General features: G+C 64.6%; 19 protein-coding genes. 17 read left to right on the top strand and 2 right to left on the bottom strand.

The window, feature by feature from the left end; translation table 11 throughout:
- Positions 1-74 precede the first annotated feature (74 nt).
- The 3 genes from CSW57_RS09090 (at position 75) to CSW57_RS09100 (ending at position 3,229) form a co-directional block, all read left to right on the top strand.
- Complete coding sequence (locus CSW57_RS09090; protein WP_099382518.1) at positions 75-1,094, top strand: NADP-dependent oxidoreductase; 1,020 nt, start codon at positions 75-77, stop codon at positions 1,092-1,094.
- A 51-nt stretch (positions 1,095-1,145) separates the two neighbouring features.
- Positions 1,146-1,823, top strand: a complete 678-nt coding sequence (locus CSW57_RS09095) for a DJ-1/PfpI family protein (RefSeq protein ID WP_099382519.1) — start codon at positions 1,146-1,148, stop codon at positions 1,821-1,823.
- 227 nt (positions 1,824-2,050) lie between these two features.
- Positions 2,051-3,229, top strand: a complete 1,179-nt coding sequence (locus CSW57_RS09100) for an HNH endonuclease (protein WP_223249147.1) — start codon at positions 2,051-2,053, stop codon at positions 3,227-3,229.
- A 147-nt stretch (positions 3,230-3,376) separates the two neighbouring features.
- Here the strand turns inward: CSW57_RS09100 and CSW57_RS09105 are convergent, their stop codons facing one another.
- The gene (locus tag CSW57_RS09105) at positions 3,377-4,489 is read right to left on the bottom strand and encodes a TDT family transporter (protein ID WP_099382520.1); all 1,113 of its coding nucleotides are present in this window, start codon (positions 4,487-4,489) and stop codon (positions 3,377-3,379) included.
- A gap of 83 nt (positions 4,490-4,572) precedes the next feature.
- On the opposite strand from CSW57_RS09105, the gene CSW57_RS09110 reads away from it, so the two are divergent.
- The 11 genes from CSW57_RS09110 to CSW57_RS09160 all read left to right on the top strand — a co-directional run bounded on the left by CSW57_RS09110 (position 4,573) and on the right by CSW57_RS09160 (position 14,245).
- Entirely contained in the window at positions 4,573-5,481 is a 909-nt protein-coding gene (locus CSW57_RS09110; RefSeq protein WP_099382521.1) for a LysR family transcriptional regulator, read from the top strand.
- 61 nt (positions 5,482-5,542) lie between these two features.
- Complete coding sequence (locus CSW57_RS09115) at positions 5,543-5,968, top strand: hypothetical protein (RefSeq protein ID WP_030165686.1); 426 nt, start codon at positions 5,543-5,545, stop codon at positions 5,966-5,968.
- A gap of 13 nt (positions 5,969-5,981) precedes the next feature.
- Positions 5,982-6,791: an alpha/beta fold hydrolase gene (locus CSW57_RS09120; RefSeq protein WP_099382522.1), complete on the top strand. Its 810-nt coding sequence runs from the start codon at positions 5,982-5,984 to the stop codon at positions 6,789-6,791.
- Between the two features lie 55 nt (positions 6,792-6,846).
- The gene (locus CSW57_RS09125; protein WP_099382523.1) at positions 6,847-7,776 is read left to right on the top strand and encodes a metal ABC transporter substrate-binding protein; all 930 of its coding nucleotides are present in this window, start codon (positions 6,847-6,849) and stop codon (positions 7,774-7,776) included.
- A complete protein-coding gene (locus CSW57_RS09130) occupies positions 7,773-8,561 on the top strand; it encodes a metal ABC transporter ATP-binding protein (protein WP_051721135.1) in 789 nt (262 codons plus the stop codon). Before CSW57_RS09125 ends, CSW57_RS09130 begins: the two co-directional genes overlap by 4 nt.
- Positions 8,558-9,433 carry a metal ABC transporter permease gene (locus CSW57_RS09135; protein WP_023954409.1) on the top strand — a complete coding sequence of 292 codons (876 nt, stop codon included), beginning with the start codon at positions 8,558-8,560 and terminating at the stop codon, positions 9,431-9,433. Before CSW57_RS09130 ends, CSW57_RS09135 begins: the two co-directional genes overlap by 4 nt.
- Before the next feature lie 51 nt (positions 9,434-9,484).
- A complete protein-coding gene (locus CSW57_RS09140; RefSeq protein ID WP_099382524.1) occupies positions 9,485-11,362 on the top strand; it encodes a propionyl-CoA synthetase in 1,878 nt (625 codons plus the stop codon).
- A 105-nt stretch (positions 11,363-11,467) separates the two neighbouring features.
- On the top strand, positions 11,468-11,659 hold the full coding sequence (locus CSW57_RS09145; RefSeq protein WP_099382525.1) for a hypothetical protein: 192 nt from the start codon (positions 11,468-11,470) through the stop codon (positions 11,657-11,659).
- Between the two features lie 26 nt (positions 11,660-11,685).
- Complete coding sequence (locus CSW57_RS09150; RefSeq protein ID WP_099382526.1) at positions 11,686-13,110, top strand: MFS transporter; 1,425 nt, start codon at positions 11,686-11,688, stop codon at positions 13,108-13,110.
- Positions 13,103-13,627 (top strand): PaaI family thioesterase, encoded by a 525-nt coding sequence (locus CSW57_RS09155; protein WP_099382527.1) that lies wholly within the window; start codon positions 13,103-13,105, stop codon positions 13,625-13,627. The genes CSW57_RS09150 and CSW57_RS09155 overlap by 8 nt, the downstream gene beginning before the upstream one ends.
- 78 nt (positions 13,628-13,705) lie before the next feature.
- On the top strand, positions 13,706-14,245 hold the full coding sequence (locus tag CSW57_RS09160; RefSeq protein ID WP_099382528.1) for a DinB family protein: 540 nt from the start codon (positions 13,706-13,708) through the stop codon (positions 14,243-14,245).
- A 298-nt stretch (positions 14,246-14,543) separates the two neighbouring features.
- On the opposite strand, the gene CSW57_RS09165 is transcribed toward CSW57_RS09160, so the two are convergent.
- Positions 14,544-15,305, bottom strand: a complete 762-nt coding sequence (locus tag CSW57_RS09165; protein ID WP_099382529.1) for an SDR family NAD(P)-dependent oxidoreductase — start codon at positions 15,303-15,305, stop codon at positions 14,544-14,546.
- Positions 15,306-15,537: 232 nt separating this feature from the next.
- On the opposite strand from CSW57_RS09165, the gene CSW57_RS09170 reads away from it, so the two are divergent.
- Genes CSW57_RS09170 through CSW57_RS09180 form a run of 3 tightly spaced genes read left to right on the top strand, consistent with a single transcriptional unit; the run spans position 15,538 to position 17,977 of the window.
- Entirely contained in the window at positions 15,538-16,350 is an 813-nt protein-coding gene (locus CSW57_RS09170; RefSeq protein WP_099383260.1) for an SDR family oxidoreductase, read from the top strand.
- Positions 16,351-16,355: 5 nt separating this feature from the next.
- Positions 16,356-17,237, top strand: coding sequence for a TIGR03619 family F420-dependent LLM class oxidoreductase (locus tag CSW57_RS09175; protein ID WP_099382530.1), 882 nt, complete (start codon positions 16,356-16,358; stop codon positions 17,235-17,237).
- Positions 17,234-17,977 carry an SDR family NAD(P)-dependent oxidoreductase gene (locus tag CSW57_RS09180; protein ID WP_099382531.1) on the top strand — a complete coding sequence of 248 codons (744 nt, stop codon included), beginning with the start codon at positions 17,234-17,236 and terminating at the stop codon, positions 17,975-17,977. Before CSW57_RS09175 ends, CSW57_RS09180 begins: the two co-directional genes overlap by 4 nt.
- Positions 17,978-18,010: the final 33 nt, after the last annotated feature.

Here is an 18,010-nt window from a genome sequence, read left to right on the forward strand (position 1 = left end):
GCAGCCGACGGAACAGCACTGTCACCCTCGGCTGTTGACGAGGGAGACCGCAACAATTCTCGACGAGGAGATACATGACCAACGGCACCCGCATCGTCCTGGCAGCACGCCCACACGGCGAACCCAAGGATTCCGATTTCCGATTCGAAGAATTCGATCTCTCCGAGCCGGGGCCGGGCGAGGTGGCGCTGGAAACCCTGTATTTGTCGCTGGACCCCTACATGCGTGGCCGGATGAGTGCGGCCAAGTCGTATGCCGCACCGGTCGAGATCGGCGACACGATGGTGGGGGCCACGGTCTCACGCGTCCTCACCTCGACCGTCGACGACTTCGCGCCTGGCGACGTGGTGCTCGGGTACGCCGGCTGGCGCACCCACTCGATTGAACAGGCAAAATACCTCCGCAAGCTCGATCCAGAGGCCATCTCGCCGTCCACCGCGCTCGGCGTTCTCGGTATGCCCGGCTTCACCGCATACGCAGGGCTGCTGACCATCGGAAAGCCGCAGCCGGGCGAGACGGTGGTGGTGGCCGCGGCTGCCGGCCCGGTCGGGTCAGCGGTCGGGCAGATCGCCAAGCTCAAGGGCGCCCGTGCGGTCGGGATCGCCGGCGGACCAGACAAGGTGGCCTACCTCAAAGACGAGCTCGGCTTCGACGCAGCCATCGATCACCGTGCAGACGACTTCAAAGACCAGCTCGCGGCCGCGACCCCCGATGGCATCGACGTGTACTTCGAGAACGTGGGAGGGGCGGTCTTCAACGCGGTCCTGCCCAGGATGAATCTGTACGGACGCATTCCCGTGTGTGGCCTGGTTGCCAACTACAACCTGACGTCGGCCCCGGAAGGCCCAGACCGGTCCGGTGCGTTGATGGGCGCCGTGCTCACCCAGAGCCTGACCATCCGCGGGTTCATCCAGACCGAGTTCGCAGCCGAGCAGATGCCTCGCTTCCTCGAGGAGGCCACACAGTGGGTGGCCGATGGGTCGCTCAAGTACCGCGAAGACATCACCGACGGCTTGGACAACGTGCCCGAGGCATTCCGCGGCCTGCTCAGTGGCCGCAACTTCGGCAAGGCGCTGGTGCGCGTAGCCGAGTGAGAGTCGGACTCGAACAGCCCTATCGGTGGTGACTCTGGTTTAGGGTCGGTCATGACCAGACTGCAGATCGTCGTGCTGCTCTTCCCGAACGTCACGCAGCTGGACATGACCGGCCCCGCCCAGGTCTTCTCACACTTCCCCGACACCGACGTGCACTTGGCATGGCACAAGCTCGAACCGGTGACCACCGATTGTGGTTGGAGCATCGTTCCGACCGTCACCCTCGACGAGGCGCCGCAGGCCGACCTGCTGTTCGTCCCCGGTGGACGGGGAGCGTTCGAGCTGTTCGAAGATACTGTTGCGCTTGACTTCCTACGCACACAGGCAGCCGGCGCTCGATGGGTGACCTCCGTGTGCACCGGCTCGTTCACCCTCGCGGCTGCCGGTTTACTCGCGGGAAAGAAGGCGACAAGCCACTGGGCGTCGATGTCCATGCTCAGCGAGTTCGGATGCGAACCCGTCGGTGAGCGAGTGGTCCAGGACGGCAACGTGATCACCGGAGCCGGCGTCACCTCCGGAATGGACTTCGCCTTGACGGTCGCTGCAACCATCTTCGGCGAGGATGTGGCACGCCGCATTCAGCTGATGATCGAATACGATCCGGCACCACCTTTCGACGCGGGCTCGCCGAGTACTGCTGACCCAGCTTTTGTCGACGACATGAGACAGAAGATGCGGACCGCTCGTCTGCCGTTGATCGCGAAGGTGCTTGGGCGCGAGGCGCTTTGATTGCCCGCATGCCGAAGCCCTGAGGGTTCATCCAGACGAATGACTATCGAATGTGTGTTCGATTGAGCTAGACTGATGACACGCTGATCGTCCGCAAGACCTGACTCTGAGATACGTGTGACTACGCCACCATTGTGATCGGCTGTCCCAATGTTGTTGTCCCAGTGTTGTTGTCTTGGAGGGGGTGTGGTGAGGCTGTTGTTGATCTGGTTGATGAGGTCATCGGGGTGGAGTTCCCTGCTGATCCGGCCGGGGTGGTGGCGGTGGTGAAAGATCTGATCACCCTGCGTAATGCTGTCGATGCACGGTTGGCGGCGGGTGCGGCGATCATCGACCGGTTGGGTGTCGCCAAACGGATGGGGTCGACAACGTCAAAGCTGTTGCAGGCCAACGGTGCTACTCCTGGGGCGGCGGCGCGGTGGTTACGCATCGGCACCGGGCTAGCAGGCCTGGACCGTACAGCCGGATACTTTCGGGACGGATTCCTGTCCGCCGAACACGTCGATGCAGTGGTCCCAGGCATCAGCCATGTTCGGGGCCGCGTGGTGGGTGTGATGAGCGAAGAGTTCCGGGGTGAGGTCGAGCGAAAATTGCTCAGCCATCCGTTCTCTGGTGCACCACCGGCGGAGATCGGGCGGATCGCCCGGGCGATAGGCAACGACGTCGCCGGGCCGGCGGGTGGGGTGCCGGCCGCCGAGGACGCCTCGTTGAACACTCTGGACTATGCGATCACTGACGATGGCCGACTGGCAGGCACGTTTGATGTTGATGCGGTGACTGGCGAGAAGATGATGTCCGCCCTCGACGTGTGGTCCAGACCCCGACCCGAACCCGACGGCAGCGCAGATACCCGCACACCGACACAACGACGAGCTGACGCTCTGCATCAACTCCTCGACTGCGGCGGCGGTGGGCAGGGCTGGGTGTCAGCACCGAAAACGGAAGTCATGGTGACGGTTCCCGTCGATCATCCCGACCGGGCGTCACTGCGATGGATGGGCCCGGTCACCGAAGCAACCGCAGCCGCAGCTGCGTGTGATGCGGTGATCACCTCGATCACCCTGGACGGACAGCAAGTGCCGATCGATCTGAGCCCACCCCGACGCCTGTTCACCGGGCCTGTGCGGAAAGCGATCCTGATCCGAGATACCTGCTGCATCAAATGCGGGGCGCCGGCGACCTGGTCGGACTGCCACCACATCGTGCACTGGGCTGACGGAGGACCCACCACCCTGGGTAACGGCTGCCTACTCTGCCGCACCTGCCATCGGGCCGTGCACCACACCGACTGGGACATCACCATGGGCGCCGACGGACACCCCTGGCTCATCCCACCCGCCGACATCGACCCCACCCGACAACCACTACCAGCCTACAACCGCCGAACCCTCACCCTCGCAGCCTGACTCAGGCCGCCGGACTCGGACTGCCTCACGCACGCTAACCAGCACACCACCGCACCCGACACATCGACGGGACCGCGGACGCACCCTGACAACTCCATAGTGTGAACGGCCGTGGCCAGGGGCTGTCGCCTACCCTACTGGCCCAGGTCAGGCGACAGCCCTACCAATACGGGCCGGCCCAGGAGCAAGATCGGGACCGCTTGCGTTGGCGACCTCGAGGCGTGAAAAGCGCTGTCGCTGAATGGTTGTTCTGCGCAGGTAGACCGAACTCGATACTGCCACGACGATCCACGTGACCAGCAGTAGCGCGAACAACGCTGCAGCAATGACGTGCAAGAGTGTCGACCCCACCGCAACCGCAAGTGATGCCGAACCGGTCACGCACGTTCCGATCGGAAAGGTGAAGCTCCACCAGGTGGGCGTGAAGGTCAGTCCCCGTCGGACGTTGTGCACGGTGATCAACGCCGCGAGGACAAAGACGAACCCTGCAAACCCCGACATGACCAATCCGTAGCCGATACCGAAGACGCGCAGACCATCTGCGATCGAGGCCTGCTCGCCGTCGAACACGAGGTGAGCACTCGACCCGAGTAACACTGCGGCTGCGATGGATTGGCCGATCATTCCGAGCATGATCCATACCGTCGGCGCAACCTGCACAGACGGCAGTCCGCGATGGATGAGACGCGAGTAGACCATCGTCATCGTCAAGAACCCGACAATCAACGTCAGCCCGAACAGCACGTAACACGTAGCGAGAAGTCCTGATCGGATGTCGCCGGGCGGCACGTGCGGGAGGAGCAACGGTCCGGTGGCTGCCGACACCATCGGCGGAACCACCGGCATCAACCAACTCGGCATGGCACCGTCCGCGGAACTTTGCGTACCGGTGATCGTCCGAAATGGAACCCACACCGTTGTGAACACGCCCGCGGCGGTACCCACCGCCCACAACGCACCGCCGACCCACACTGCGGCTGAGTCACCGACGAACTGCGGTCCGAGCTCGAGCGTCCCGGCCCCAACCGTGACCAAGGCCATGGCTGGCGCGCCGTAGAAGTGAGCCATACCGGGGTCCGCGGCGTGATCGGCAGGCCCCTTACCGAGGAAGAGGCACGACGCGATTACCAGGCCGGCCAGCGCAATCACCCAGAAAAAGGTGGTGAGAACTCCCATCGCCGGCCAGACGGAGTGCAACGCCACACCCGACGTGGCCACGATGCCCGTGCCCATCACTGCAGAGAACCAGTTCGGCGTCATGGATTCATGGTCACCTCGTCTCGTCGAGACAGGTAGAGGGCTTGTTGTTGTCCGGGTACAAGTCAGGCTTGTAGCCTCGACAGATGGTTCTGCCCGCCCGAGTCCCCGACCTCTCTGCCCTCGACGTTGTCGTGTCAGTGGCACGGCAAGGCAGTATGAGCGCCGCCGCCCGCGAGCAGAACCTCAGCCAGCAGGCCATCAGCGCACGCGTCCATGCCGTGGAACGCGAACTGGGTGTGGTGCTCTTCCGCAGGTCGCCGTCGGGCACAGAGCTGACGCCCGAAGGCGTCGCAGTGCTGGAGTGGGCATCGGGTCTGCTCGAAGCAGCGGAACGGTTCTCCGCCGGGATCGACTCGTTGCTGGGCAGCAAGCGCGCCACGGTCACGGTCGCGGCCTCGATGACGGTTGCCGAGTATCTGATTCCGTCCTGGGCCCTGGCTCTCCGGCGCCTTCACCCCGAAACACGGATACGGGTGCAGCCGATGAACTCCGCCGATGTCATCCGGGATGTGTTGGCAGGATCCGTCGACGTGGGGTTTGTCGAAGGGCCACACACCGATTCGCATCTGGATCACCGGGCTGTCGCGCACGACGAGCTGGTGGTGGTCACCCGGCCGGATCATCCCTGGGCACAAGCCGGCCGCGCCATCTCCCCTGCCGAATTGATCCGCACCCCGCTGGTTCAACGTGAACACGGCTCGGGCACGCGAGTCACCTTCGAGGCGGCGCTCGGTGAGGCCGCGGATCCGCTGCTCGAGCTGACGTCGGTAGCTGCAGTCAAGGCCGCGGTCCTCAGTTCCGACGCACCGGCCGTGCTGTCCAGTCTGTCCGTCGCGCCCGAGCTGGCGGACGGCAAGTTGGTCCGCATCGAGGTGTCCGGCGTCGCAATGCCTCGGGTGTTGCGTGCAGTATGGGATCCAAATCGCGGGTTGCGCGGGCCAGCAAGGGATTTGGTCGACCTCGCGATCACCCGGTCTTCCTCTTCGCCCTGACTGAAGTGCTGTCGGGCAATACCATCGGCTGAGGCAGTGGATGCTGCCGAAAGGAGCCATCATGAAGTTCAAAGTTCGCCACATCCCCACCCGGGTCGCCACCGGCGCGTTCATCCTCAGTTCGGGTCTGGCCAAACGACAGGCCGACGAGGAGACCGCCACACAGCTCCACGGCCTCACCGCCGGGACATACCCACTGGCAACCAAGCTCAGCCCACCTGCGTTCATCCGGTTTGTCTCGACCGGCGAGATCGCCCTCGGCGCCGCGTTGTTGCTCCCCATCGTCCCCACCGCCGTTGCCGGCGCGGGTCTGACAGCCTTCTCGGCGAGTCTCCTCGGCCTCTACCTGAACACCCCAGGCATGCGGGAACCAGGCACCCTGGCCCCCACCCAGCAGGGCACCGCGCTTGCCAAGGATGTCTGGATGTTGGGCATCGGTGTGGGACTGATGGTTGACGCTCTCGGCGAGAAGGTGCGGTCGAAGTAACGGCGGCCTGCCGGTGAGCGACCTCCCTACATCCATCCACACCACCGCGATCGGGGACGCCGAACTCGCCTGGACAGAGTCGGGCCAGGCCTCCAGGCCCGGCCGGACCGCCATCTGGGTGCACGGGCTGACGTCCAGCGCCACCGCACAGGAGGCCGTCGGCATGTTCGATTGGTCGCCTGTCACCCGCGATCACCGGCTGATCCGGTACGACGCCCGCGGCCACGGCCGATCGACCGGCGGTGCCGATCCGGAGCAGTACACCTGGCCGAACCTCGGCCGTGACCTGCTCGGGCTCCTCGACTCGGTGAGCCCCGACGAGCCGGTCGCCGGGATCGGCTCGTCCATGGGGACAGCCACAGTGCTGTGGGCGGCGGTCGCCGAACCCCATCGGTTCCACCACCTCGTGTTGACCACCCCGCCGACCGCCGGACGGGTCCGGGCCGCACACGTTGTCGCCTACCGGGCAGGCGCCGACCTCATCGAACGCAGCGGGCTGGCCGCCTATGAAGCAGCTTCCGCAGGGCCACCGCCTGCGGTGTTGTCAGGTCTTGCCGACGCCCGAACCCCGATCGCTGTGGCCGAATCCCTGCTGCCATCGGTCCTGCGGGGCGCCGCGCGGTCGGATCTGCCGGCAGACGTGGAGCTGCGCGCACTGCGCATACCCACCCTGGTCCTCGCGTGGTCAGGAGATCCGGGCCATCCACTGTCCACCGCACGTCGGTTGGCAACCGTCATCCCGGGCGCGCGATTGTGCGTCGCCGACACCCCGGGTCAGCTCCGCGAGTGGCCGCAAGGGGTCGCAGACTTCCTGGACGGGTGAATCTGCCGCTCGGTTGAAGTTGAAAGTTCGGGTTCCCGAACTCTAAGGTGAGAGGATGCGAACTCGGTCCAGGGTATTGCGGGTGACCTCGGTGTTCGTCATCGCCCTGAGCGTCTTGGCTCTCAGTGCGTGCGTCGGCAAACGCGAGCGCAACGATGGCCGACTCACGGTGCTCACCACCTTCACCGTGCTCCAAGACATCGTCGCCAACATCGCGGGACCAGATGTCCGGGTCGAATCGGTGACCAAGGCCGGCGCGGAGATCCATGGCTACGAACCGACACCGGGCGACCTGCGACGGGCCGCGGAAGCGGACCTCATCATCGACAACGGCCTGCACCTGGAAGCCTGGTTCGAGCAGTTCGTCGACCGTCTCGATGTGGAGCACGTGGTCGCCAGCAAGGGTGTCGAGCCCATCCCCATCAGCGATGACGCCGGAGCGGGTACCGCGAACCCCCACGCCTGGATGTCTCCCTTGAACGTCCAGACGTACGCCGACAACATCGCATCGGCACTCGCCGAACTCGATCCCGACCATGCTGCCGAGTACCGCCAGAACGCCGCCACCTACAAGGCGCAGTTGCAAGAGGTCCACGACCGGATGGTCTCCGAATTGGCCAAGCTGCCACCACAGAGCAGGGCGCTGGTCAGCTGCGAAGGTGCTTTCTCATACCTCGCCCGTGACACCGGTATGCAGGAGAAATACGTATGGCCCGTGAACGCCGAACAGCAGGGCACATCGAAGCAATTGCAGTCCACGATCGACTTCGTGCGCGCGAACAACATCCGCGCGGTGTTCTGCGAGTCCACCGTGAGTGATTCGGTGATGCGCCAGGTCGAGCGCGCCACCGACGCCGACTTCGGGGGCCTTCTCTACGTCGACTCGCTGTCCGAGTCAGATGGCCCGGTGCCGACGTATCTCGACCTCATCCGCCACGATTCCGACAGCATCGTCAACGCACTGACCCGAGGTGGATCCCAATGACCACACTTCCTTCCCAGCCTCAGCCGGGCCGTACCCCTCACGACGGGCCCCCCGCCATCGCGATCAACGGGGTCAGCGTGTTCTACGGCGACGTACACGCCCTCGACAACGTCTCCATCAACATTGCGCCGGGGCGCATCTGTGGACTGATCGGGATGAACGGATCCGGCAAGTCGACACTGTTCAAGACCATCATGGGGCTCGTGAAACCCGACTCCGGATCGGTCGAGATCGCCGGAGGTACACCGGCGGAGGCGCGCAGCAACGGTCTCATCTCCTACGTCCCGCAGTCCGAAGACGTCGACTGGACGTTCCCCATCTCGGTCCGCGAAGTCGCGATGACCGGGCGATACGGTCGTCAAGGATTCACCCGCAGGCCACGTCGAGCCGACAAGGAAGCCGTCGACCACGCCCTCGCCCAGGTCGAGCTGACCGAGTTGGCCGGCCGCCAGATCGGGCGACTCTCCGGTGGACAACGCAAGCGGGCATTCGTCGCCCGTGGGATCGCCCAAGAGGCGGACGTCCTGCTGCTCGACGAACCCTTTGCAGGCGTCGACAAGAAGTCGGAGGCCACGATCATCGCCCTGTTGACGTCCCTGGCCTCACAGGGAAAGACGATCCTCATCTCCACCCACGACCTCGGCTCGCTCGAGACCTTCTGCGACGAGGCGGTACTGCTGATGCGCACGGTCCTGATGCACGACGAGCCCGACGTCGTACTACGTCCTGAGAGCCTTGCCCTGGCGTTCGGTATGGACGTGCTGGGACGGGGGGTGCGGTCATGATCATCGACTGGTGGCTCGATCCTCTGGCCGAGGACTTCATGGTGAACATGCTTCTCGCGACCACGGTCGCGGCCGCGGTGTGCGCGATGATCAGTTGCTGGATCGTTCTGATCGGCTGGTCGCTGATGGGTGATGCCGTATCCCACGCGGTTCTGCCCGGTGTGGTGCTCGCGTACATCTTCGGTGCGCCGTTTGCGGTGGGTGCGTTGATCTTCGGCCTCGGTGCCGTCCTGCTGATCGGCGTGGTCCGCGACACCAGCCGGGTCAAGGAAGACGCCGCGATCGGCATCGTCTTCAGCACACTGTTCGCCCTGGGCCTGGTACTCATCTCGATCACGCCGAGTCAGACCGACCTCAACCACATCCTTTTCGGCAACGTTCTCGGGGTCTCGCAATCGGACCTGTGGCAGATCCTCGGACTGGCAGTGGTCGCCGTGGTGGTCCTGACGCTCAAACGACGAGACCTCACCCTGTTCGCCTTCGACCCCACCCACGCTCATGCGATCGGTTTGTCCCCTCGTCGCCTCGGTGCGCTGCTGCTCGGACTGCTTGCTCTCACATGTGTTGTGGCACTGCAGATCGTCGGCGTTGTTCTGGTGGTCGCGATGCTGATCATCCCGGGTGCGTCCGCTTACCTGCTCACCGATCGCTTCAACCGGATGCTGATCATCGCCCCGATCTTGGCCTGTTCCTGCGCAGTCCTGGGGATCTACTATGCGTACTACCTGGACGTGGCACCCGGCGCGATGGTGGTACTCGCCCAGGGACTGGCGTTTGCGGTCATCTATCTGTTCGCACCTCGCCAGGGCGTGTTGATCAAGGCGATCAACCGGGCGCAGCGACGACGCTCCACGGCTCTCGCGGCGTCCTGACGCAGGGCCGGCCCTTCAGGGCCGTCCTGATCGGCGAGAGGATGGCGAGTGATGGGGCTGTACGCGGAGGCTTTTGCGCAGAGTGTGGACGACCCGGACGAGTTCTGGCTTCACGCGGCCAAAGCTGTTGATTGGTACACCGCCCCAACCGTCGCTCTCGGCCGAGAGAGCGAGTCGCAGTACCAGTGGTTTCCCGGAGCAATCCTCAACACGAGTTTCAACGCGCTGGATCGGCATGTGGACGCCGGCCACGGCAATCGGCCGGCCCTGATCTGGGATTCGGCGATGACCGGTGTCTCACGCACCTTCTCCTACTCCGACCTGCTGGCCGAGGTCTCCACATTCGCAGGCGCCCTGCGTGAGCGCGGCGTCACCGCCGGTGACCGCGTCATCATCTACATGCCGATGATCCCGGAGGCGGCCATCGCCATGCTGGCCTGCGCACGGATCGGCGCCGTGCACTCGGTGGTGTTCGGCGGGTTCGCCGGCAAGGAACTCGCCACCCGCATCGACGACGCCCGCCCGGTTGCCCTCATCACCGCTTCGGGTGGACTCGAGCCGGGGCGGACCGTGGAGTACCTACCGATGGTGACCACAGCACTCGAACTGTCCGATCACCCACCCAGCACAGTGATCGTCAAGAATCGCGAGCAGGTCGCCGGAAGCGCGGCAGACCACGACGGCTGGTTCGACTGGGACGAGCTGACTGCCGAAGCGACTGCCGCAGAACCTGTTCCGGTCGCGGCCACCGACCCGCTCTACATCCTGTACACCTCCGGGACCACCGGTAAACCCAAAGGCGTCGTCCGCGACAACGGCGGCCACGCCGTGGCATTGACGTGGTCGATGCGCAACATCTACGACATCGCCCCAGGCGACGTGTGGTGGACGGCATCCGATGTCGGCTGGGTGGTGGGCCATTCGTACATCGTGTACGGCCCACTCCTGGCGGGCGCCACGTCCGTGATGTACGAGGGCAAACCGGTGGGCACGCCGGACGCGGGCGCTTTCTGGCGGGTCATCGACGACTACGGCGTGCGGGCGCTGTTCACCGCCCCCACCGCCATCCGCGCCGTCCGGAAGCAGGATCCGGAGGCAAAACTGATTGCACAGTACGACATCTCATCGCTTCGGACACTTTTCGCCGCCGGCGAACGACTCGATCCGGACACATACGAGTGGTCGACGAAGGTGCTCGGCGTCCCGGTGGTCGACCACTGGTGGCAGACCGAGACCGGCTGGGCGATCGCGGCCAATCTCCGCGGCCTCGAACCCATGCCACTCAAGGCCGGGTCGCCTACCGTGCCGGTCCCGGGCTTCCGGGTGAAGGTTGTCGACGCCGAGGGGAAAATTGTTCCGGCAGGCGGCGAAGGCAACATCGTCATCGAACTCCCGCTTCCACCCGGAACTCTCACCGGTCTGTGGAATGACGAAGCGCGCTACCACGATTCGTATCTCAAGGCATTCCCCGGTTTCTACCTCACCGGCGACTCGGGATACATCGACTCCGACGGCTACGTGTTTGTCCTCGGACGTTCCGACGACGTCATCAACGTCGCCGGCCACCGGCTGTCCACCGGGAGTATCGAGGCCGTGGTCGCGGCACATCCGGCGGTCGCCGAATGCGCGGTGATCGGCATACAGGACGAACTCAAGGGTCAGCGGCCCAGCGGATATGTGGTTCTCAAAGAAGGGGTCGACATCGATCCGGAGAGTCTCCGTTCCGAACTGGTCGCCATGGTGCGTGAGCAGATCGGCGCAGTCGCGACCTTCCGCGATGTCACCGTCGTCAATGCGCTCCCCAAGACGAGGTCGGGCAAGATCCTGCGCAAGACGATGCGTCTGATCGCCGACCACGAATCCTTCACGGTGCCATCGACAATCGAGGACCCGAGTGTTCTCGAGGCGCTGAAGAGCCAACTCGAATGATCGTGGTCACGGAACGTGTCGGTGGCCACCCATAGATTTGCACCATGCCATTCGCCGACGAACTCCTGGGCGCCTCCGCGGTCGAGGGTTTGACGACGTGCGGTGATGCTCGCCGGCTACGACACCGGCCGCACGTCGGCAACCGTCACCGAGTTCGACGGCATGGCGCTCAAGAACCGATCAGACCTCGTATACCACCCCGGCCGCCATGAGCTGGCCGTGCAGGTGAACGGCCGGCGCATGGGTGTTGCCCAGTTCGATCTTCTCGCCGCTGTAGCTCCCACTGTCTTGCGCTGACCATAGTCAGGCCGTACCTTCTGACTATGCTTACTAGTAGTCAGTCTGCCGCGCCGGCGACCGGCAGCGACAACACCCGGTGGTTTGCGCTGGCAGCGGTGTGCTTCGGCATGATGCTGACCTTCCTGAACATCACGGCCACCATTTCGGCCGTGCCCGCGATCCAATCCGATCTCGATGCCGACAGTGCCACGATGGTGTGGATCCCCAGCATCTTCGCGTTGGTGGTTGCCAGCCTGGTGCTCTCGGCGGGCACCGTCGGGGATGTCATCGGCAGGCGAACCGCGTTCATCGCCGGCTCTGCGATCATGTCGATCGGCAGCCTCTCATCATTCCTCTCGCACAGCAGCGGCATGATCCTTGTGGCTCAGGCGATCACCGGTGTGGGAGCTGCGCTGGTACTGCCCAACAGTCTGGCCATCATCAGCAACGGCTTCCCCGACCCGAAGGAGCGGACCGAGGCGATCAGCATCTGGGCTGCGTGCTCCGGACTCGGCCTCGCGATCGGGCCCCTGTCAGCTGGAGCGTTACTCGGGGCATTCTCCTGGAATGCCGTTTACCTCGTCAACGCCATCGCTGCCCTCGTGGTCGTGGTCATCGCGCCGATTGTTGTGCCACGCAGCAAGCTTCAGGGAGCCAGACTCGACGTTCCCGGCCTGCTGTCCGCCACTACAGCGATCGCCGCGCTCACCTACTGGGTCATCGACGGTTCACACAGTGGCTTCAGGTCCACCCACGCGATCATCGCGATCATCCTATTCGACTGTGCCTTGGCCTTTTTCATTGCCTACGAGCGGTCGACGGACGCGCCGATGCTTGATCTGCGCTTGTTTCGGTCAGCGTCCTTCTCCACCGTCATGGTGGTCAGCGCGACGGTGCTCTTCGGTTTCACCGGACTGTCCCTGATCTCCGTGCTGTTTCTCGAAAGGATAGGGAAGCTGAGCGCCTGGAGCACCGGGCTGCATTTGTTGGCCCTGATGGGCACCTACGTTGCCATCAGCGCGATCGCGCCACGGTTGTTGCCGCGCATCGGTTTCAAGGTCATGCTCACCGCCGGGCTGATCATCACAGCGCTCGGATCATTACTGCTGCTGCGAGTCCATCCGCACGAGGGTTGGACAAACCTGACCGTGGCACTGGTGGTCCTCGGAGTGGGCTTCGGTTCACTGATCGCGCCGGCCACCGCTGCCGCCATGAACAGTGTGGCGCCTGCACAGGCAGGGATGGCCAGCGGCACGGTCAACATGTTCCGCCAGCTGGGTGGGGTACTCGGCACAAGCGTGCTCGGGTCGATACTCACCTCGCAGCTCGCTTCAGGTTTGCTGACCCGCCCCGCCGACGAAGCGTTTGCGTCGGCATTCCACACCTGCGCACTGGTAGCCGCCGCAGTGTTCGCTGCGGTGGCCATCCCGACCGCAGTATTCGTCCGAAGCAGGCCCTCACATGGGTGACGCGCTCGCATCCACCGAGTGGGGTGAGCCCAGATCCCGTACCGTCACGTGGCACGACCCGTCGAAACCCGCTGCCGCATCGCAGAAGATGTCCGGTCTGGACTATCTGCAGGCCATGGCGGCCGGAACGATTCCCGCACCGCCCATCGTCGGTTTGATCGACGCCCAGTTGGCATCGGTGGACTCGGGCACGGCCGTATTCACCCTCGAGCCCAACGAGTCTCACTTCAATCCGATCGGCGCGGTTCACGGTGGCATCATCTGCACACTGCTCGATTCGGCCGCGGGATGCGCCGTGCACTCCACCTTGCCGCGCGGCACCGGCTACACATCCATCGAGATCAAGGTCAATTTCATGCGGGGAGTCACCCTCGACTCGGGCCAGCTCACAGCACGCGGCTGGGTGAAGAAGCCAGGGCGGCGGGTGGCGTTTGCCGAGGCGGAGATCACCGATGAGAGCGGCAAGACTGTCGCGACCGCATCGAGCGCACTGCTCGTCTTCGACATACCGTCCTGACCACCCGATCGCGAGCAAATCGGACCACATCCCACTGGAGAACGATAGGCTGCAGACCACCTGACGACGGGAGACTGCATGGCCATCGTGCCCGACACCAAGAACTGGACGTGGGTGCTCGAACGGCCATGTCCCGACTGCGGATTCGATCCCTCCAGGATAGCTTTCCGGGATAGTCCGGACCTGATCAGAGCCAACTCCGCCCAATGGCCTCCGGCCCTGGCCGCGTCTGATCCCCACCGGAGACCGGACGACTCCACATGGTCGCCGCTCGAGTACGCCGCCCACGTCCGAGATGTGTTCATCAAGTTCGACGAGCGCCTTGAGGCGATGCTCTCGCAGGACAATCCGGCGTTCGAGAATTGGGATCAGGACGCCACCGCAGTTGCCGAACGCTACAACGACCAGGATCCGGCCGCGGTGTCCCACGAATTGACCGCGGGCGCTGCCCGACTCGCAGACGCGTTCGCCAACGTCCCCGATGAAGCGCTCAGCCGACGCGGCCGCCGCAGTGACGGCAGCGAGTTCACCGTGGACTCGCTCGCGCTCTACTTCATACACGACCCGATTCACCACTTGTACGATGTGACGGGCACTCGCTTCAACAGCTCCTGGTAGGAACTCCAATCACCATTGCTCGCAGCGACTTCCGCTCAATGAGACTTGCCAGCACCTGTGCGCTGGATCACTGCATCATTGAGGTATGCGCTCTCGGCTCAGCTCCCGCGTCTCTCGGACCGTCGGTGGCTGGATGATGTCCACCGTGGCGGTCACCTACATCAGTGACGGTCAGGGCACCGGACGGTGGTTCACTTCTTCACCTTGGACAGAGGTCACCGAGCTGCGGTTGTCGGCAGACACTGTCGGTACTCTGCTGCAGATGAGGAGCCCTGTCATAGTCGCCGACCGATGTGGTTCATCCCCAACGTGATTGACCACCGTCGAGTGGGATGGTCGCTCCGGTGAGATACCCGGCATCTGGCCCCACCAGGAAGACGATGGCCCGGCCGATGTCGCTCTCGGGGTCACCTACACGGCCGAGCGGGATACCCGCCACAAACGCAGCCGCTTCTTCGGGATTCTTCTCCATCCACCGGTCAAGGGCGGGTGACGCGGCGTGCGGGGCGACCGACAGGACTCGGATTGCGTCACCACCCCACTCGCACGCTGCCGCCCGCGTGAGCGACCGCATGCCTTCTTTGATCGACCCGTAGGCGCCGTAATTGCTTGCGTCCCAGCGCACCGCCGCTGAGGTGACGAGATTGATGATGACGCCGCCGCCACGTGCCTTCATGTGGGGATGGCACAGCTGCATCATCCGAAGGGTCGCGAGCGGCCCGGTGGCAAACGACCGTTCGTAGTCCTCGTCGACGATCGACAGGATCGGGCCCGGCTTGCAGTCGTTGGCGTTGTTCACCAGGATGTCGACCGACCCGAGAGCGGCCACCGTGCCATCGACCGCGCGCGCGATATCGTCGCGATCGCTCACGTCGCAGACGATCGGTTCAGCAAGCGCGCGCAGATCGGTCAGCATCGCACAGGTGTCGAGCAGCTTGGACTCCGTTCGGCCGGCCACGGCGATCGCAGCGCCCTCCTTGGCCAAGGCGAGCGCGATGCCCTGCCCGATCCCCTGACCTGCTCCGGTTATGAGTGCCACCTTGCCGTCGAGTGTTCCCATGCTGCACTTCCTTTCAAGGTTCTGTCAGATCTGCTCAGGTGCTGCGCGGGCAGGGGCGCGAGATCTCACGGGCAAGGACGGTAATGGCGGAGCTCTGCCGGCGGTGCTGCACTCCCGTTCACCGAGACGCTGCTCAGATCCCGGTGGACGGGACTTCGACCAACCACGGCCACCGCAACATCTAGCGTCCGTGTCAGGCGCCGCACAGCGCACCGACTGGGAAAGGATGCTGATGGATCCGCGCACCGACTGGGACTTCTCAGGCAGAAGTGTTGTCGTGACAGGCGGCACCAAAGGCATCGGATTCGTCGTGGCAACGGCGTTCCTAGAGGCCGGTGCCGACGTGATGGTCTGCGGTCGGCACACCCCCGCCACGCTGCCGCACCACGCCGGCCGGACGGCATCGTTCCGCGCCACCGATGTTCGGGATCACTCGGACGCAGTCGGCTTGATCGACGACACCGTCGCGGCACACGGTGGGCTCGACGTGCTGGTGAACAATGCCGGCGGCTCCCCCGATGCCGACGCCGCCACCGTCTCGCCGCGGTTTGTCGAGAAGATCCTCGCACTCAATCTCCTCGGGCCCTTTTACGCCGCCCAAGCCGCGAACTCGGTGATGCAAGCCAATCCCGAGGGCGGTTCCATCATCAACATCGGCAGTGTCTCGGCCCACGACCCCCAGCCGGGCACTGCCGCATACAGCGCCGCCAAGGCCGGCCTGCTCGTCCTCACCAAAGCCCTGGCTCTGGAATGGGCGCCGGCCGTGCGCATCAATCACATCACCACGGGTCTCATTCGCACCGAGAGCGCGGCTTCGGTATACGGCGACGACGGCGGGGCAGCCGTCATCAACACACTCCCGATGGGCCGGATGGCCGTCCCCGACGACATCGCCAACGCCTGCCTGTTCCTCGCGAGCCGATTGGCGTCCTACGTCAATGGTTCAGACCTCGCCGTCCACGGCGGTGGTGAGTACCCCGCTAGGTACGTCGCCACCCACAGCGGTGCCCGCGACCGCTCGGTGACACTGGAAGGCGTGCGCTGACCGCCATGCGTATCGGGATCACATCACCCATCGTCGTCCAGCACCCGGCCACCGCATCCGCATGGGAGCGCGACGCCGGGCCCGCAGAGCTGATCCGTATCGCCCAGACGGCCGATCGACTCGGCTACCACCACCTCACGTGCAGCGAGCACGTCGCTGTCCCCATCGACGTCGCCGCCGAACGCGGGGGTACCTACTGGGACCCGCTCGCCACCTTCGGTTTCGTTGCGGCGCACACGTCCCGGATCAAACTCGCCACCCAGGTGCTGGTCCTCGGCTATCACCATCCCCTCGAGATCGCCAAGCGGTACGGCACCCTCGATCTGGTCAGCGGCGGCCGCCTCGTGCTGGGACTCGGCGTCGGCAGCTTGCGCGAAGAGTTCGACGCACTCGGTGCAGACTTCGCCGGCCGGGGTCGCATCGCCGACGACGCCCTCGCCGCGCTGCGGGCTTCGCTCTCTCGTCCAAACCCCGCCTACCACGGCCCCTATTACGACTTCGGCAATGTTGTCGTCGAGCCCCACGCAGTACAGCCGCACGTTCCGATGTGGATCGGCGGACGCACGCTCCGTTCTCTGCGCCGTGCCGTCACGCTCGGAGACGGATGGGTTCCGTTCGGCCTGCCGCTGCTCGACCTCGAGCGGCTCCTCGAGGCCGCCGAACTGCCCCACGACTTCACGGTGGTCCTCCCCGCGAGTCACATCGACCCACTCGGCAACCGGTCGGGTGCCCTCAGATCGCTGGAGCGGCGCAGGGAGATGGGGGCCACCATCGTGAGCGTCAGTATCTCGGCCACCAGCGTGTCCCATTACTGCGACCAGCTCGAGGCGTTGCACGAGGCCTGCATCGAGCTCGACATCGACTTCACTTCGGAGGACAGACCATGAAACTGCAGGGAAAGACGGCGATTGTCACGGGCGGCGCGGGCGGGATCGGAAGCGCTATCACCCGCGTGTTCGTCGAGCAGGGCGCAGGCGTCCTGTTCGCCGACATCGACGACAAGCGCGGCCACGAGTTGGAACGCGACCTCGGTCCGTCAGCACGATTCCTGAATGTGGACATCTCGAAACCACAAGCTGCGGTGACCATTCGCGACACCGCCGTGTCACATTTCGGTTCGGTCGACATCTTGGTCAACAACGCCCATGCGTCGCGCCAGGCGTCGCTGGTCGACCACACCGCCGAGATGTTCGAGTTGTCCTTCAACACCGGGTTCTACCCGACGGTGCACCTCATGCAGGCCTGCTACGAACAGCTGAAGGCTGCCTCGGGTTCGGTGATCAACTTCGCTTCCGGGTCGGGCCTGGAAGGGATGCCGACCCAGACGTCCTATGCCGCAGCCAAAGAAGCCATTCGGGGCGTGAGCCGGGTCGCCGCCAATGAGTGGGCGGCCGACGGCATCCGCGTGAACGTGATCTGTCCGTTTGCGGCCACCGAGGGTGTTCTGGCCTGGCAGAAGGCCTTCCCCGAGCGGGCCGCCGAATCGGCTGCCAAGGTGCCCCTCGGACGTGTCGGGGACCCTGAGACCGATATCGCACCCATCGTCGTCTTTCTTGCTTCCGAGGATTCCAAGTACATGACCGGGCAGACTCTGATGGCAGACGGCGGCATCATCAAACTGCGGTAGGTCTGCAAACCACTGCGTCAGCTCTCGAACAAC

Source organism: Williamsia muralis, from assembly GCF_002735905.1.
In the GTDB taxonomy this organism is placed as follows: domain Bacteria; phylum Actinomycetota; class Actinomycetes; order Mycobacteriales; family Mycobacteriaceae; genus Williamsia; species Williamsia muralis_A.

Excerpts from the sequence above, each read along its gene's own strand:
- CSW57_RS09090 (WP_099382518.1), top strand. The coding sequence starts at position 75 with ATGACCAACGGCACCCGCATCGTCCTGGCAGCACGCCCACACGGCGAA.
- CSW57_RS09095 (WP_099382519.1), top strand. The coding sequence starts at position 1,146 with ATGACCAGACTGCAGATCGTCGTGCTGCTCTTCCCGAACGTCACGCAG.
- CSW57_RS09105 (WP_099382520.1), bottom strand. The coding sequence starts at position 4,489 with ATGACGCCGAACTGGTTCTCTGCAGTGATGGGCACGGGCATCGTGGCC.
- CSW57_RS09110 (WP_099382521.1), top strand. The coding sequence starts at position 4,573 with ATGGTTCTGCCCGCCCGAGTCCCCGACCTCTCTGCCCTCGACGTTGTC.
- CSW57_RS09115 (WP_030165686.1), top strand. The coding sequence starts at position 5,543 with ATGAAGTTCAAAGTTCGCCACATCCCCACCCGGGTCGCCACCGGCGCG.
- CSW57_RS09125 (WP_099382523.1), top strand. The coding sequence starts at position 6,847 with ATGCGAACTCGGTCCAGGGTATTGCGGGTGACCTCGGTGTTCGTCATC.
- CSW57_RS09130 (WP_051721135.1), top strand. The coding sequence starts at position 7,773 with ATGACCACACTTCCTTCCCAGCCTCAGCCGGGCCGTACCCCTCACGAC.
- CSW57_RS09135 (WP_023954409.1), top strand. The coding sequence starts at position 8,558 with ATGATCATCGACTGGTGGCTCGATCCTCTGGCCGAGGACTTCATGGTG.
- CSW57_RS09140 (WP_099382524.1), top strand. The coding sequence starts at position 9,485 with ATGGGGCTGTACGCGGAGGCTTTTGCGCAGAGTGTGGACGACCCGGAC.
- CSW57_RS09145 (WP_099382525.1), top strand. The coding sequence starts at position 11,468 with ATGCTCGCCGGCTACGACACCGGCCGCACGTCGGCAACCGTCACCGAG.
- CSW57_RS09150 (WP_099382526.1), top strand. The coding sequence starts at position 11,686 with ATGCTTACTAGTAGTCAGTCTGCCGCGCCGGCGACCGGCAGCGACAAC.
- CSW57_RS09155 (WP_099382527.1), top strand. The coding sequence starts at position 13,103 with ATGGGTGACGCGCTCGCATCCACCGAGTGGGGTGAGCCCAGATCCCGT.
- CSW57_RS09160 (WP_099382528.1), top strand. The coding sequence starts at position 13,706 with ATGGCCATCGTGCCCGACACCAAGAACTGGACGTGGGTGCTCGAACGG.
- CSW57_RS09165 (WP_099382529.1), bottom strand. The coding sequence starts at position 15,305 with ATGGGAACACTCGACGGCAAGGTGGCACTCATAACCGGAGCAGGTCAG.
- CSW57_RS09170 (WP_099383260.1), top strand. The coding sequence starts at position 15,538 with ATGGATCCGCGCACCGACTGGGACTTCTCAGGCAGAAGTGTTGTCGTG.
- CSW57_RS09175 (WP_099382530.1), top strand. The coding sequence starts at position 16,356 with ATGCGTATCGGGATCACATCACCCATCGTCGTCCAGCACCCGGCCACC.
- CSW57_RS09180 (WP_099382531.1), top strand. The coding sequence starts at position 17,234 with ATGAAACTGCAGGGAAAGACGGCGATTGTCACGGGCGGCGCGGGCGGG.